Annotated in this window: 15 protein-coding genes and 1 tRNA gene; 15 read left to right on the top strand and 1 reads right to left on the bottom strand. The window is 34.7% G+C overall.

Features of this window, described 5'->3' with window-relative positions; translation table 11 throughout:
• Positions 1 to 57: 57 nt before the first annotated feature.
• From Q8N37_01430 to Q8N37_01420, 3 genes are all read left to right on the top strand, one after another.
• The gene (locus tag Q8N37_01430) at positions 58 to 651 is read left to right on the top strand and encodes a hypothetical protein (protein ID MDP3057168.1); all 594 of its coding nucleotides are present in this window, start codon (positions 58 to 60) and stop codon (positions 649 to 651) included.
• Between the two features lie 6 nt (positions 652 to 657).
• Positions 658 to 731, top strand: a tRNA-Val gene (locus Q8N37_01425).
• Positions 732 to 1,098: 367 nt separating this feature from the next.
• Positions 1,099 to 1,716 (top strand): M23 family metallopeptidase, encoded by a 618-nt coding sequence (locus Q8N37_01420; protein MDP3057167.1) that lies wholly within the window; start codon positions 1,099 to 1,101, stop codon positions 1,714 to 1,716.
• Between the two features lie 77 nt (positions 1,717 to 1,793).
• Here Q8N37_01420 and Q8N37_01415 read toward each other — a convergent pair whose 3' ends face one another.
• Positions 1,794 to 2,447, bottom strand: a complete 654-nt coding sequence (locus Q8N37_01415; protein MDP3057166.1) for a hypothetical protein — start codon at positions 2,445 to 2,447, stop codon at positions 1,794 to 1,796.
• Positions 2,448 to 2,775: 328 nt separating this feature from the next.
• Between Q8N37_01415 and Q8N37_01410 the strand changes: the two genes are divergently transcribed.
• The 12 genes from Q8N37_01410 to Q8N37_01355 all read left to right on the top strand — a co-directional run bounded on the left by Q8N37_01410 (position 2,776) and on the right by Q8N37_01355 (position 14,021).
• Positions 2,776 to 3,186 (top strand): hypothetical protein, encoded by a 411-nt coding sequence (locus tag Q8N37_01410; protein MDP3057165.1) that lies wholly within the window; start codon positions 2,776 to 2,778, stop codon positions 3,184 to 3,186.
• A gap of 114 nt (positions 3,187 to 3,300) precedes the next feature.
• A complete protein-coding gene (locus Q8N37_01405; protein ID MDP3057164.1) occupies positions 3,301 to 3,951 on the top strand; it encodes a hypothetical protein in 651 nt (216 codons plus the stop codon).
• A 328-nt stretch (positions 3,952 to 4,279) separates the two neighbouring features.
• The gene (locus Q8N37_01400; GenBank protein ID MDP3057163.1) at positions 4,280 to 4,402 is read left to right on the top strand and encodes a hypothetical protein; all 123 of its coding nucleotides are present in this window, start codon (positions 4,280 to 4,282) and stop codon (positions 4,400 to 4,402) included.
• Between the two features lie 139 nt (positions 4,403 to 4,541).
• On the top strand, positions 4,542 to 5,984 hold the full coding sequence (locus tag Q8N37_01395; protein MDP3057162.1) for a fibronectin type III domain-containing protein: 1,443 nt from the start codon (positions 4,542 to 4,544) through the stop codon (positions 5,982 to 5,984).
• A gap of 14 nt (positions 5,985 to 5,998) precedes the next feature.
• Positions 5,999 to 6,337 (top strand): hypothetical protein, encoded by a 339-nt coding sequence (locus tag Q8N37_01390; protein ID MDP3057161.1) that lies wholly within the window; start codon positions 5,999 to 6,001, stop codon positions 6,335 to 6,337.
• A gap of 86 nt (positions 6,338 to 6,423) precedes the next feature.
• Positions 6,424 to 6,639 carry a hypothetical protein gene (locus tag Q8N37_01385; protein ID MDP3057160.1) on the top strand — a complete coding sequence of 72 codons (216 nt, stop codon included), beginning with the start codon at positions 6,424 to 6,426 and terminating at the stop codon, positions 6,637 to 6,639.
• 87 nt (positions 6,640 to 6,726) lie between these two features.
• A complete protein-coding gene (locus tag Q8N37_01380) occupies positions 6,727 to 7,680 on the top strand; it encodes a hypothetical protein (GenBank protein ID MDP3057159.1) in 954 nt (317 codons plus the stop codon).
• Positions 7,677 to 9,662, top strand: a complete 1,986-nt coding sequence (locus Q8N37_01375) for a GAF domain-containing sensor histidine kinase (protein ID MDP3057158.1) — start codon at positions 7,677 to 7,679, stop codon at positions 9,660 to 9,662. Before Q8N37_01380 ends, Q8N37_01375 begins: the two co-directional genes overlap by 4 nt.
• 173 nt (positions 9,663 to 9,835) lie before the next feature.
• Positions 9,836 to 11,320 (top strand): SPASM domain-containing protein, encoded by a 1,485-nt coding sequence (locus Q8N37_01370; GenBank protein MDP3057157.1) that lies wholly within the window; start codon positions 9,836 to 9,838, stop codon positions 11,318 to 11,320.
• Between the two features lie 74 nt (positions 11,321 to 11,394).
• Complete coding sequence (locus Q8N37_01365; GenBank protein ID MDP3057156.1) at positions 11,395 to 12,147, top strand: hypothetical protein; 753 nt, start codon at positions 11,395 to 11,397, stop codon at positions 12,145 to 12,147.
• Positions 12,148 to 12,354, top strand: a complete 207-nt coding sequence (locus Q8N37_01360; protein MDP3057155.1) for a HAMP domain-containing sensor histidine kinase — start codon at positions 12,148 to 12,150, stop codon at positions 12,352 to 12,354.
• 347 nt (positions 12,355 to 12,701) lie between these two features.
• On the top strand, positions 12,702 to 14,021 hold the full coding sequence (locus tag Q8N37_01355) for a radical SAM protein (GenBank protein ID MDP3057154.1): 1,320 nt from the start codon (positions 12,702 to 12,704) through the stop codon (positions 14,019 to 14,021).
• The last annotated feature ends 39 nt before the right edge of the window (positions 14,022 to 14,060 follow it).

Genomic DNA, 14,060 nt, shown 5'->3' with positions numbered 1-14,060 from the left:
TTTTAGCGTAATCTCGCGTTTTTTTAATTTTAAGGGCGAGTTTATAATCATTAATTTATGTCGAATTTAGAAATTTTTTTTGGTTCAAAGTTTTTTATCAGGATTTTGAAATTATTTATCCAGAATCCCGAAAACATTTTTACTCAAGCGGAAATCGGGGAAAAAGTAAAAGGGAGAGTAAAAACCATTTCCATTTTTTTGCGCCGGCTTTCAAGGGTGAAGTTTATAATTTCCAAAAACACAAAAGGAGCCAAAAAATATCAGCTTAATCCCAAATTCTCCTATCTCCTTGAAGTTAAAAGATTGATTTTAAAAGAAACGCCGATGGCGAATAGTTCCGTCTCCGGCGTGATCAAGAAGATCAGCGAGATCCGGTTTGCCGCCGTGGGGGGCGTATTGCTGGGAAATCAAAAAGGATCGGTGGATCTTTTGGCGGTAAGCGACAAGCTGAACAAAACTCGGTTTAAAAAAATCGTCGAGAATTTGGAAGCGGAGATCGGGCAGGAAGTGAATTTTACCCTGATGGACAGCAAAGAGTTTCTTTATCGGTTTGATCTTTATGATAAATTTATTATGGCGATGCTGGAAGAGCCCAATATGGTAATCGTCAATAAGATGAAGCTGGAAGAAAAAGACAGGCGGGACGAATAAAGGCAAGGGCATATAGCTCAGTTGGTTAGAGCGCGTCGTTCACATCGACGAGGTCTCTGGTTCGAGTCCAGATATGCCCACCGATGTGTGAAACAACAAAAGGTCATAGGCCTGCCCCGTAGCTTTGCCGAAGGCAAATGGTATCGGGGTTCAAGTCCTATAATTGTGAAACGAGGAAAAAGCAAAAGTTTACTTTTATTTTTTCCGAGCGAGCAATTATATCGCTGATATACCGCCCACAATTTTTTAATAAATTTATTGGGAAGTTATCCCCAATTTGGACATTGACGAAATGGCCTTTTTTTTTGTATCATTAGAAGTATCATTTTAACCTCAAGGGGTGAAGGATGATAAAAATGGAGGAATTTTAAAAATAGCCCGTAATAAATACGAGGCGAGCACACTAGAAATAAAAAAGCGCAAAAAACGCATAGACGATTAAGTAATTTGAACGCAGAAAAACAAAAAAAGAAAATAAAACAAGAAGTGGTAGAAATGAGGAAAATCAGATTTGGATTGCTAGCAATAATAATGCTAGCTGCGATAGGGCTTCTGGCAATACAGCCAGTTATGGGATCATTCGGACAAACAATGGTAAAGCCAATAACCGCATCAAGCGCAGTAATAACACAAGAGTATGGTGATGCTCACACAGGTATAGATATATATGCACCACTAGACACTCCGGTATATGCTCCCTCAACAGGCGTTGTGAAAGAGATTAGAACAGGATCTTACAGATACGACACAGGCGCATATGGAGCTGGAAACTATGTTATTATCCAACATAATCCAGGTGACTCAAACAAATATAGAAATTATTGTCCAACGGAAGAATGGACAAAATATTACCACCTAAATACTGTAAATGTTAACGTGGGAAATACGATCTACGCTGGAACGCAAATCGGAACAGTAGGTAATACTGGAAACACAGTAGGCGTTACTGGACTGCATTTGCATTTTGAACTCAATGAAAATAGCAGGTATGGGACTTTCCGTAATCCCAGAGAATACATCAGATTCGGCTATGCCCCACAAACAGGAGGAAGTGATCTCTGGTAAAATACAGAGAAATATACAAGGAGCAGTAATAAACAACTGCTCCATTTTTTTATTTAATTTTTAGTTACCACACTCGGCTATTCTTCAAATTTTGTTAATTGTTTTAAACCGCTACCGTCAGTATTAATTTCCCAAAGTTCATAAGGAAGATCATACATTTCAGGCTGAGTAATTTCTTTAATAGAAGCTTTAAAAGATATTTTTGATCCATCAGGATTCCATGATAAATCTTTTTTGTCTTTTAAATCTTCGAATATCTTTTTTTTGTTATTTCCATCGCTATCCATTATCCATATCTCATACGGTATTGGTTGCCATTCGTTATAGCTCATGAGTTTTATACTTTTAGCTGCTACGTAAACTATTTTACTACCGTTAGGACTCCACGCTGGAAACCCATTACTATATTCGTCATTATTCACTAGAACTATTTGATCATTTCCGCTAGAGTCCATTGTTAATATTTCTCCTTTTCTACTAAAAACAATTTTTGATTCATTGGAATTAAAAGAAGGAGTCGTGTCATATCCCGTGTCTGTTAATTGTTTTTTGTCCGTTCCGTCGGAATTCATAACCCAAATATTATTTGACGATAAAAAAACTATTGGCTTTTGCGGTAATTTATTATTATTCTTGCTTACTAAATAGTAACTTAAAAAAACAGCAACAATAGCAATCGATAAAATTAGTATTTTATTAATTGTTTCTTTTAAAATATCTTTTATAATCATAAATTTATTACTATATTTTATAAAATTTATTTATTTAGTAATTCCAGTTTATCATTTAAATCGTCGTCGGTCAAATTTTTATTTGCCGCTTTTTCCGAGCGAGCAATTATATTATTGATATACCGCCCATTTTTTTATTAATTATTTATCCCCCAAAAAGCGTTTGACAGAACGGCTTTTTTTGTTAGTATTAGTGGTATTGGAGGCAAACAAAATGTAGCTCTCTAAAACAAAAAAAACGCGCAAAAAGCGCAAAGAAGACTGGGGAAATTAAAAGCAGAAAAACGAAAAACGAAAATAAATCAAGAAGTGATCAGAAATGAAGAAAATGAGTTTAGCAGTCATCGCACTGCTGATAGTGGCAATGTTTGCCATGATACCAAATGCATCAGCATATTCAATCGGTCCAAGAAGTGCAAGTAATCCTTGCAATGGCTGGGGCTCAGGAACACAAGTTATACAATTATGTTCCTATACCTACTCTGATGCATGGCAAATGTATTATTTCCCACAATATGCAGCAGATGTAGTTCTGCAAGTAGCAAAACAGCAAGGAATGACCATTGTCAGGGACAAGAATTCGATAATGGCAGAAATTAGGGGCCATGCAGCAATAAGAATGGCGCCCAATGTTTTGGTTCCAAGAAGCGGATCGTGGCGCTGGACATGGGAAATAGCCGATCCGATGGATATCGAAATGGATAAAAAGATGGAGCCGATCTTTTACCTGTTCGATTAAACAAAGAGCAAGCGATTAAACAATCTTTAGGGGATAATCATCGTATTATCTTCTAAAGATTTACTTTTTACCATTTATAGGATAAACTTAAATTATAAAAATTAAAAAAATACTATGAATAAAAAACTTATTACAATTATTATAGGAATAGCGCTTGTTGTAGGCGTTTTAATGTTTTTTGTTGTACAACTTCAAACTTCTTCGGATACTTATGGATTGCTTGAACCAATACTTGGTGTTAAGGTTTTTAATACTTCAGAAAAACATAATAAAAGCTTAGGTATTGAAACTGCTAAAATATCGGAAGAAGAAATCAAAAAGTTTAATGGAATTATAGAAAAAATTATTAAAGCGCAAGAAGAATATAATTCTACTAAAAAAGAAGAAAGCTTAGAGAAAGTTAAAAACTTATATTTACCAGGAGTATTTGAGGCGCATAAAGAAGAGTCAAAGAGGCTAATTACTCGTTATCCGTTAGAAGTAAACGATACAATTGGAACATTAAAATTTAGTTTACCAAGAATCTATAAAAATTTGTTTGATAGAATTGGAATAATAAGTCTTGTTGATTTTAGTTTTAGTCAAGAACTTGACGGGTGGCCAGGAATCATACTTCAGGTTTTTATTTTCAAAAATGTTAATGGGGAATGGAAAATTGAAAAACAACAATTAAGAGATGTCGTGATAGAGACAGAGAATGAACAATCGGGATTAGAAGCGACAGAATCAAGATTAATAAAACAAATTTTAGATTCGCAAAAATAAAAATAATAAAATAAAAAACAGGTAAAGATTCGCCTGTTTTTTTATCGCTCACAATTGTTAAATTTATAAAAAATCCAGGAATTGCTCTTGGAGTTTTTTATTTCCGTATAAATTCATTCTATATTCCCGTTTTTGGTTAATGTTATACGGGTATTTTGTTTATTTTGGCAAAATATGGTATAATCTAAAAAATGAAAATCAAAGGATTAATTTGTAAAAAATTTATAATGGACGATAAAATTTTACAGAATGTTGATAAAGTTAATAAAGAAGTTCGAGAAAAGGAAATTAAAAATGAGAAAAAAGTTTAATTAATATTTTTTTTAAAATGGCTAAAGAAAAAACAGAATCGCTTCTCGGTTATTATGGTTTTACAGCAATGGAGCAGAAAAAATATCCGGTGGTGGCGGGAATTCTGGGGGAATTAATTCCGGGAAGGATTGAAAAATAAATCGAGGAAGTTAAAAATTAAAATTAAAGTTTTTAACTGAAATAAAAAATATGTTGTAAAATTAACCGTATGTCATCAGGGTTTATTTTAGGATATGATCAAAACTAAAGTTTTTTATTAATTAAAAATATTCACATTTATGAAAAATATCTACTATGTCATAGTGTTTGCGCTTGCAATAACTGCGCTTGCGTCCGGCTTCGACTATTCACAACTAACGCAGGCAAAAGCGGGAGATGCAGGTTTGCTTAAAAACAACACCTCAACTGTTCAAATTGAACTTAAAAATCCTATTGCGCTAGATGCGCTTTTTGCAGGAGGAAACAATACTTTCTTTGATGAAATAATATTAGAAAGCAACTTTACGGTTAATAACGAAGCCGTTCATGATTTTTACGTGGTTGATCCTAAAAACAAAAAAAACATCAAAGAAGATTATATAAAAAACCGCAAAGCATTCCTTGCTGATGTTAAAGGTATTAACCAGTTATCGTCCGGCAGTTCTGGTAATATCGAAAATATTTTAATAACGAAAATCACGGTAACAGGCGAGAACAGCAGTATCGATCAAATTAAAAAAGGTCTTGTAGTAGACAAGATCAATGTCAAAAATAATCAGCATGATATTGCTCTGCAAACTCGCGGGAAAACTGCTCCAAAAGAAGCGTACCTTTCAGGTAGTGAAACTATAAGTACCGCAGCATTAACGACAACACCGATGTACCTGTCACTCCCAACCTCTGGTACTTCATATTTCTATCCTTCTTCCTATGGTGGAAGATACACGCAACAAAATATGATATGGAATACAATAAATTTTGCTTCCGACCAGACTTATGAGCATAAAATTATTCTTTATAATTACGACAGAAAAACATATTTAGACGGGAATAGCACATCATATCCCGGGTGTTACCCGACAACAACTTATGCAGCTACTAGTTGGCCAGCAGCATCTAAACCATATATTGATACCAGATTTATGGAACCAACAAAAGGAATTGGTTGTGAAATTGATGAGTTATCTTATACAATAGGAGCTGCTCAAGCAGATGCCTTGCAAGCAAATACAAATTATTACACATATATTCGTACTGCTGACGGAAATGATGCGTCTGACAAGTTTAAGCTTCAAGGGCAGGTCGGGTATCGTAGTCCAAGTTTTTGTTACACAACTTGGTGCAGTGCGAAATATAAAATTTATACTCTAATTCCCGCGTGGAGTACCGCTGTGCCGGGAACACAATCATGGACATATAATGGTCAAGTGCCTGATGCACCAAGTAATGTATCGGTTACAAATCCAACAGCGACTAGTTTGCAAGTGAATTTTACCGATAATACATATGACGAAACCAATATTTGGATAGAAAGAAAAACTGGCACAGGTGGAAGTTGGGTATCTCTTGGCAGTTTTGGGGCTCTTGTCGGAGCATATGATGAACTTTTGCCCGGAGCAGGGAAATGGTATTGGATAAATTCTTCTCTTTCGTCGATGACTCAATACTGCTACCGCCTAAAAGCAACAAATAACATTGGCGGTTCTGCATACTCAAACGAAGCATGCGGAATAACGTATTGATAATATAAACCTATATGCGAAAAAAAATATTTGTCCAAGTTTTCTTTATCGCGCTTTCTTTTATAGTTGCATTAGTATCTACCTATCCAAAAGTTGAGGTAACTAAGCACTCGGATTTAAAAAATCTTTCGTGCGGCTGGCCGCTAAAATTTGTTGTACACGATGATAGTTTGTTGGATCCGCCTATGCCATGGAAAGTTTCGTGCGGTTTTTTAAGAGGTCCTTATGGACAGGGCAGTACAAAAGAATTTAACTGGCAGTATTTTATTCTTGACGCGGCATTTTTCTATCTGCTTATATTGGCACTGTATCACGGTAAAGATTTAGTTATAAAAAAGAAGCAGGAAAAATAATTAAAATTTGCAGGATAGTCACCTTGCGCCAAGGCTACGGCTTACCAAGGGAGGAAAAAGAGAACTTAATTAATAATTTTTTTAAAATGGCTAAAGAAAAAACACAATCGCTTCTTAATTATTACGGTTTTACCAAGGCGGAGCAGAGAAAATATCCGGTAGTTTGCGGAATATTAAGAGAATTGACCCCAAAGAGGATCGAAAAAGAAATTGAGGAAGTTAAAAACGTGAAATTGCCGGCGGAGTTGCAAAAATGGGTGAAGGAGTATGAGAAAGTGGGAAAACAAGGTGGGTTTATTTAGAAAAAGGTGTATTACTTGTCTTTCATTTTCTAGACAATCTATTCTAGCAAATGTCAGTTACTAAAGTAATATAGACCTTTATATATTATGGAGTCTATGATTGGGTTTCGTAAAGGTATAGAAATATCACACATAGATAAATTACAAAAGCTTTTCTCTAGAGTGAAAGAATCGAATCAAATAATGAGAGCAGTAAATAAAGCTGAAATGCAATTTAAACGAGATGTTGCATTAATTGGATTCAATGATTTTTTTCATACAAGTTCGGTTCACGGATTTAATGATTCGAAAATACAAGCATTTATTATGGCTATTCCTTCTAACGACAAGGAAGAGATGTGTAAGAAGGCGTATCTGGCGTTTGCTACACATTTTATTGATGATTTTTTTGATAGATCTGATTTTCCTCCAACTCCTCAGCAAATGAAAGAAAAACGAAATGATATTCGTTCTTTAGTTAATTCGGTGAAGGGTTTAGGTGAATTTGTTGATATAATAGCGGCTTCTAGAATCAAAAATGTGACAGGTTTTAATAATGGTCTTAAAAGATTAATGTATGGAGGTTTAATTCAACTTGCAGGGACAGAGAACGAACAACACAGTTATCTTTCCGAGTATAAAAAACTTGGGGTAGAGTATGTAGATAAAGAGGTTGCTGGTGACATTTTAAAACTCAGAGATATTCCTTATTGGATGACTACCAAAACTATACAAGAATTTTTTTTCTCCGTTGAGCCTACTGAAAATTTAACATTAGCAGAATTATGGTCAATTGCTTATGCTCCGGCAATTTATTTGCATGATTGGAAGGAAGAACAAGAAAAAGGCGAGCTTAATTTTTATACTCAAAAGTTGCCTGAATTAACAGAAATGAAAAATATGTTAAAGCTCGCAAAAAAACACCTTCCAAACTATAAAGATAATTTAGGGAATCTCAGAAGGGCTCAGCTTAAAATTTTGATAGAAGTATTCTCTCCTGTTTTTCCTCTGGAAATTTTAACTGCTTATCAAGATTTAGCCGATAACCTAAAAAACAAATGAACTTAATCCAAGGTATAATAAGAAAGCTTATCTTCCCAAACATTGATACCGATAGATTTAAAGGTAGACTTGTAGAAAAACCAACCTCAAAAGAGATGCGCTACAAGACTTTGCAGAAAATATTCTCTATGCTTGTTACTATCAAAGATTATGAAGCATTGACCCAAAAGATGGTGAACGTTATGGTTGAAGAGATGGATTTCATAGGAGGAGTGTTGTTTTTACCTGACGAAATTAATAAGCAACTTATACCTTGGTCTTATACGCAATCATATTTAGGCCAAAAAGTTGTCGGATGGCTGAATAAGCCATTCAAAGAACACACTTACCCATTAAATCTTGATGATAATTTAACCGTACAAACTTACCTTACAAGAAAAATTCATGTAGGGGCACATATGAGTGAATTTATCAGTCCCGCTGTAAATGCATCATTGGCTGATACTATGCAGAAATTTATGGGCATGAATCTTTGTATTTCTCTTCCTGTTATATTTTTAGACAAAATTTTGGGAGTAGTATTCTTTACCTCAACCAGAAAAGAATTTTCTCAAGAAGAGCAGGAAATGCTTAAAACTTTTTCTGATCAAGTGGCTATTGCAATCAATAATATTCGTCAATACGAACAAATTAGAAATCAATTAAAAAATCTTGAGGAAAAAACGCAGGATTTGGAATCCCTTCTGTCTTTAAACAAAATGGTTTCTTTGGGAGTGGAAATTGAAAAAAGCGTGCAGAATATTATGGATGCTGTGCCGGCAAAACTCGGGCATCTTGGTATTATGGGAACATTTTTAATTCGCTACGATGAAGATAGTGGAAAAGCTTGCGCTTATATTACCACAGAATCAGATAAAATGAGGCAAGCAAGGTGTTTATTATCTAAGCCTGAATTAAGCGATTACAGCTTGATTGTTGATAGCAAAAATTCTAAAAATTGCGGTCTGGTTATCAAAAGTATTCTCAATAACGAAATTGAAAAAGGGTCGAACATAGCGGATTTTATTTGTCCGCCGTTGGATAAGCCCACGTCCCTATTGATACAAGAGAAACTTGGCGGAAAAACATTCGCATCGGTTCCAATGACAATCAGAGGCGAGAAAAAAGGAGCTTTGATTTTTATTTTTACCAAAGAAATTACGGAAGTCAGCCCGAGAGATTTAGATCTAATCAATGCTTTTACCCAGCATGTAAGCGTAGTTATGGATAACCTTCAATTTTATCAAAATTTGAATAAAAATATCGAAGAGCTTACTATAGCCAAAGACAAGCTTAAAAACGCATTGGATGTGAAGAGTGATTTTTTACATATCGTCTCTCACCAGCTTAGGACTCCCTTGACTGTAATGCGGGGATTTATTTCAATGTGGAATGCCAAGGATTTTGACAAAGCTACTCCGGAAAAAAAGTTGGAAGTAAAAGCGAGAATCGTGGATAATACAGAGCGTCTTAACAATATCGTCAACGATATGGTGACAGCGACGGAAAGCGAAGGGGAGTTAAAATTGAATTTTCAGCCAATTGATATACGGAAGATGCTTCAGGAAAATATCGAAATGCTTAATCTTAATTTCAAAAAAAAGAATTTATATTTGAAATACAAAAGATCTTCCCAGAAGATTCCGAAGATCGAAGCTGACGAAAAGCTTCTTCACAATGTTTTTATGAACTTAATAGATAACGCAGAAAAATATACCGAAAAAGGCGGATTGATTATTGAAGTTAAGCGGGAGAAAGATAACGTGAATATTTATTTTACTGATACGGGCATAGGCTTGAGCGGGGATGATAAAAAAATTCTTTTTCAGAAATTTTCCCGCGGGAAAAAATCCAATTATATCAATCCGAACGGTTCCGGCCTGGGACTTTTTATCGCCAAGCAGATCATAGCTAAGCATCACGGAAAAATCAAAGTAATCTCGGAGGGGGAAGGCAAAGGTTCGACTTTTATCGTGTCTTTGCCGGTGCGGCAGGGAAGATAGGGGATAAAACTTGCAAAATCTATAACTTGTACATTAAAGCTAAAGATTGACAAATTATTGAGATTTGTTAAGGTTATTGTAAGGAAGGATGACCAAATAGAAGCTATTTAGTCAGATGAGTTCTTTTAAAATTTGAGGAGGTGAAAAAATGAGCAATGACGGCAACCAAGATTTTGAAGTGCTCCAAAAAGGCACTGATTCCGGAACCCGTACCGGCGATATGGGTAAAGATGGCTGCGGTTATTAACCGCATAAGCAAAGGGGGAGGTTTAATAAAACTTCCCCAAAAATATATCAATGACAAAGAGGTGAACGATGTGAAACTGAAATGGTCTCGATTTGTGTTTTGGATTGAATATGAAAACAGCGATAAAATCATCGCTAGAAATACGCTGACTACAAGCACAGTAAGATTAACCGGACGGCTAAAAAGAGAAATCGATGAAATTACAAACAATGGACAATCTAATATTACTGGTTCGTATTTAGGCGATTACATAAATGAGCTCGTAAAAATGGAAATGCTCGTTCCTGCGGAATTAAACGAAAAGCTAAAATACAAAGAGCTATTCCATAAGGCCAGATTGGATGATAAAACTTTCGGAATATATCTTGTCCTTACTAGAAATTGCCAGCTGGCCTGCCCTTACTGTTTCGAGAGAGGAATAGAAAAACATAAATCAATGTCAATTCAAATAGCCGATGAAATAGTGAATTGGTGTGATGCTTATCTAGGTAACCATGCTGGTTGCAATAAGCTAAGAGTAGTTCTGTACGGGGGCGAGCCGTTATTGAATAAAAAGACAATCAGATTTATTTTGCCAAAACTGCACACGATAGCCAAGCAAAAAAACTTAGCACTTGAACTCGGCATAATGACAAATGGTGAATTTTTTGATAAAGAAATTGCCTCTTTCTTAAACGGATGCAACCTTGATAGAGTTCAGATAACTCTTGATGGATACGGAAAAGTACACGACTTAAGAAGGTTCAGAAAAGACGGCAAGGGTACATTTGATAAAATTTCAAAAAATATCTTGAGTTCTATAAATCAAGGTTTTGTTAAAAAAATTCACCTTAGAGTCAATTTTGACCGGCAGAATGTTGATTTAATACCGCAGCTGTTTGATTTTTTGGCAGAAAATAAACTGCAGGATAAAATAGAATTCTCTTTTGGTATAGTGGCTCCAACTATTTGCGGAGATATGGGCAAGCGAGCGCCGGACTCTTACCTTAATGAATTTGGATTAAGTTTTAGCGAGAGCGCTGATAAATATCTGTGGCTTTGCAAGGAAGCAAAGAAAAGAGGATTTGTAATTCCTCAAGAATATTTAGTCGGTCCTTGGTGTACCGCGAGAGCTATAAATTCGGCTACAATAGAGCCAGACGGAGCATTGCTTAAATGCATAAGCACAGTAGGAAGAGATGGATTTTCTTTTGGAAACATAGATTCAACGGCTAATACCGATGATGCAAAATTTATGGATTTTAGCTATCTGGATAAATGTCTTTCAGAAGATTGCCCGTTCGTTCCTATTTGTGGCGGAGGATGTCGGTTTGATGCCTATGTAACAATAGGTAGTCTATTAGAACCATATTGCAGGCGTGAACTTGTGGAAAAAATAAATAAGGGATTAGTAAAATTAAACTTTGAATAAAGCTATAGCCATTTAAACACAATAATGGCTAATTTTTTTATTGTTTGGTATAATATTTAAGCTAATATATCAATATGAAAATAAAACAAGAAATTCCGTGGTATAAAAACGATTATTTGAGGCAAAAATGGATTAAACAAAAAAGCAACCATTATGTTTTTTACTATCTCAAAAATTCTTTAGCTGAAAATGATATTTATAAAATTATTAAGCTAAAAGAAAAACATCACAATAAAATTTTATCGTTTCTTGATTTAAAAAATAAGCAAATTATTCATTATTATATTTATCCGTCCTTAAAAAGCAAAGCATCTTTAATGGGCGATGACAGCCCTGGTAATGTGATTTGGGGAGATTTTGAATTAGTTAATAGCGAACCAAAAACAAACAAATTTGAAATTCATACGATTTATAATGATAAATGCCAGTTTATCGGCGAGCATGAAGATACTCATTTTTTGTCTTTATCCCTTGGGTTATCGATATATTTGTTTTGCGAGGGATTAGCTCAGTTTATGGAAGGAAATTTATTCGGTAAGGATATTGATATAATTTCCAAAGAGTTATTGAGTCAGAAAAAACTGTATTCTATCAAAAACTTAATTGATAATAAAAATTGGGAAAAGGTTGATTCTAAAATAATTTATCCGGAAGTTGGCTCTTTTGTCAGATTTTTAATCAATACTTACGGATGGGATAAGTTTAAAAAAACTTACCAAAGATTGTCGCGATTAAATAATTCCGAGGAAAATTTAAAAATTATTGAAAATGGTTTCGAAAAATCGATCGAAGAATTAGAAAAGGAATGGAAAGGTGGTCTAAAATAGATTTTTCAAAAATTTTCACGCGGGAAAAAATCCAATTATATCAATCCGAACGGTTCCGGCCTGGGACTTTTTATCGCCAAGCAGATCATAGCCAAGCATGGCGGAAAAATTAAGGTGGTCTCGGAAGGGGAAGGCGCGGGCTCGACTTTTACCGTAATTTTGCCGGTGCGGCAGGAAGATAAAGATAAAATTTGGGAATATATATAGTTCGTGCTTGTCTAAAAACCCCAATATAAGTAATCAGCGGGAGTCAGTATTTGACAAAACCCCTGGATTTGCTAGGGTTATACGCAAGGAAGGATGGCTAAATAGAAACTATTTAGCCAGATGAGTTCTTTTAAAATTTGAGGAGGTGAAAAAATGGGTTTAGAAAATTCTAAGACAGAGAAAGATTCGGAGCAAGAAAGTCCAGTAATAGAAAGGATATCTACAGGATGCGTAATGCTCCCAACTTATGCCGGAGATTAGACGGGTTTTGGAATTATTGTTTTTTAAAAGGCAATAATTCCAAATATTTTATTTAGACAAGAAATTGAATTATATGGAGGTTAATAATGGAACAAGATTTTAAGCCACACTTGACAAAAGGGGTACGCCATCGCAGAGAAAATTTTGGTGGATTAGTTAAACCGCCAGTAGAGCTAGCCATAGAAACTGATCAAATATGTTTTCGGGTAAATAAAATTGGAATAGAAATTATAGAATTATGCACAGGAGAAATCAGTCTTAGTGACATTGTTCAGGAAATAAAAAGAAGGCATAAAAATATAAACGATGAAACAATTATTGCTTTCGTAAATCAGATTGGAGAAATTGGTTTATTTGATAGCTGTAATAGACGCATAATATTATCAACTAAAAAATTTTCCAATAATACAGACGATAAACCTATTGTATTTCCCAAATTAAAATTCCCTTCAATAGTTTTTTGGGAATTAACTGATCTTTGTAATTTAAGATGCAAGCATTGCTATACAGGATCTGGTTTAACAAAAAATGCTTTATCTGCAGAGCAAATATTTGCGATAGAAAAGCAGCTATTGGATAATGGAATATTCTATCTTGGTCTTGGTGGCGGAGAGCCATTGCTTGTCTGTTGCCTTGATGAAATAATCGAAAGAGCAACGAAAGAAGGTGTCAGCGTTTCGCTTAGCACCAATGGAATATTGGTAACTAAAAGAAGAGCGGCAAAACTATCGAGAACAGGTTTATCGGTAATTCAAGTAAGCATTGATGGTCCAGAAACGATACACGATTTTATTCGAGGAAAAGGAGTATACGAAAAAGCCATTAGAGCGATTACGATTCTTAAAAATCAGGGAATGAATGTTCGCTGCGCAATGACGGTTAATAATCTAAACTTTGATAAAATAGAAGAAACATTTTTAGCTGTTTATGATTTAGGAATAGACTGGTTTATTGCTTTTAGATGTATGCAAGAAGGAAGAGCAAATTCTCTTTCTAAATTAACAAGCGACCAACTCAGAATCGCGACCGAAACATTGGTTTTGTTAGAAAAAAAATACCCCAAAATGATTTCTTACGAGAAATTGGTATTTTTTCCTTTTCTTATAGATCAATCTATAAAAGCAATAAGAGGATGTGAAGCAGGAAGAAGTATTTGTAATATAACTTTCGACGGAAAAATTACTCCTTGTCCACATTCGCGACTTCCGGTTTTAGGAAATTTGACGAATAATAATATCCGTTCGATTTGGGAAAAAACAAATCCGTTTTCGATGGATATAGTACAAGAATGTCTAGTATGTAAATTTTCTTTGTCGTGCAATGGAGGATGCAAGGGAATATCTATGTCAAAATTTGGCGATGATGTTCATGCCGATCAGACTTGCTGGAATTTAAAAAGTTTATAACTGTAAAATTCAAATTTTACAGTTATTTTTATATTGATA

This window comes from bacterium, assembly GCA_030693205.1.
Classification (GTDB): domain Bacteria; phylum Patescibacteriota; class Minisyncoccia; order JAHIHE01; family JAHIHE01; genus JAHILZ01.
The sequence above is the reverse complement of the archived record's forward strand: the minus strand, read 5'-3'. Positions and strand labels throughout refer to the sequence as shown.

What these genes read in the sequence shown, in the direction of transcription:
- Q8N37_01430 (MDP3057168.1), top strand. Translation starts at nt 58, where the DNA reads ATGTCGAATTTAGAAATTTTTTTTGGTTCAAAGTTTTTTATCAGGATT.
- Q8N37_01415 (MDP3057166.1), bottom strand. Translation starts at nt 2,447, where the DNA reads ATGATTATAAAAGATATTTTAAAAGAAACAATTAATAAAATACTAATT.
- Q8N37_01410 (MDP3057165.1), top strand. Translation starts at nt 2,776, where the DNA reads ATGAGTTTAGCAGTCATCGCACTGCTGATAGTGGCAATGTTTGCCATG.
- Q8N37_01405 (MDP3057164.1), top strand. Translation starts at nt 3,301, where the DNA reads ATGAATAAAAAACTTATTACAATTATTATAGGAATAGCGCTTGTTGTA.
- Q8N37_01400 (MDP3057163.1), top strand. Translation starts at nt 4,280, where the DNA reads ATGGCTAAAGAAAAAACAGAATCGCTTCTCGGTTATTATGGTTTTACA.
- Q8N37_01395 (MDP3057162.1), top strand. Translation starts at nt 4,542, where the DNA reads ATGAAAAATATCTACTATGTCATAGTGTTTGCGCTTGCAATAACTGCG.
- Q8N37_01390 (MDP3057161.1), top strand. Translation starts at nt 5,999, where the DNA reads ATGCGAAAAAAAATATTTGTCCAAGTTTTCTTTATCGCGCTTTCTTTT.
- Q8N37_01385 (MDP3057160.1), top strand. Translation starts at nt 6,424, where the DNA reads ATGGCTAAAGAAAAAACACAATCGCTTCTTAATTATTACGGTTTTACC.
- Q8N37_01380 (MDP3057159.1), top strand. Translation starts at nt 6,727, where the DNA reads ATGGAGTCTATGATTGGGTTTCGTAAAGGTATAGAAATATCACACATA.
- Q8N37_01375 (MDP3057158.1), top strand. Translation starts at nt 7,677, where the DNA reads ATGAACTTAATCCAAGGTATAATAAGAAAGCTTATCTTCCCAAACATT.
- Q8N37_01365 (MDP3057156.1), top strand. Translation starts at nt 11,395, where the DNA reads ATGAAAATAAAACAAGAAATTCCGTGGTATAAAAACGATTATTTGAGG.
- Q8N37_01355 (MDP3057154.1), top strand. Translation starts at nt 12,702, where the DNA reads ATGGAACAAGATTTTAAGCCACACTTGACAAAAGGGGTACGCCATCGC.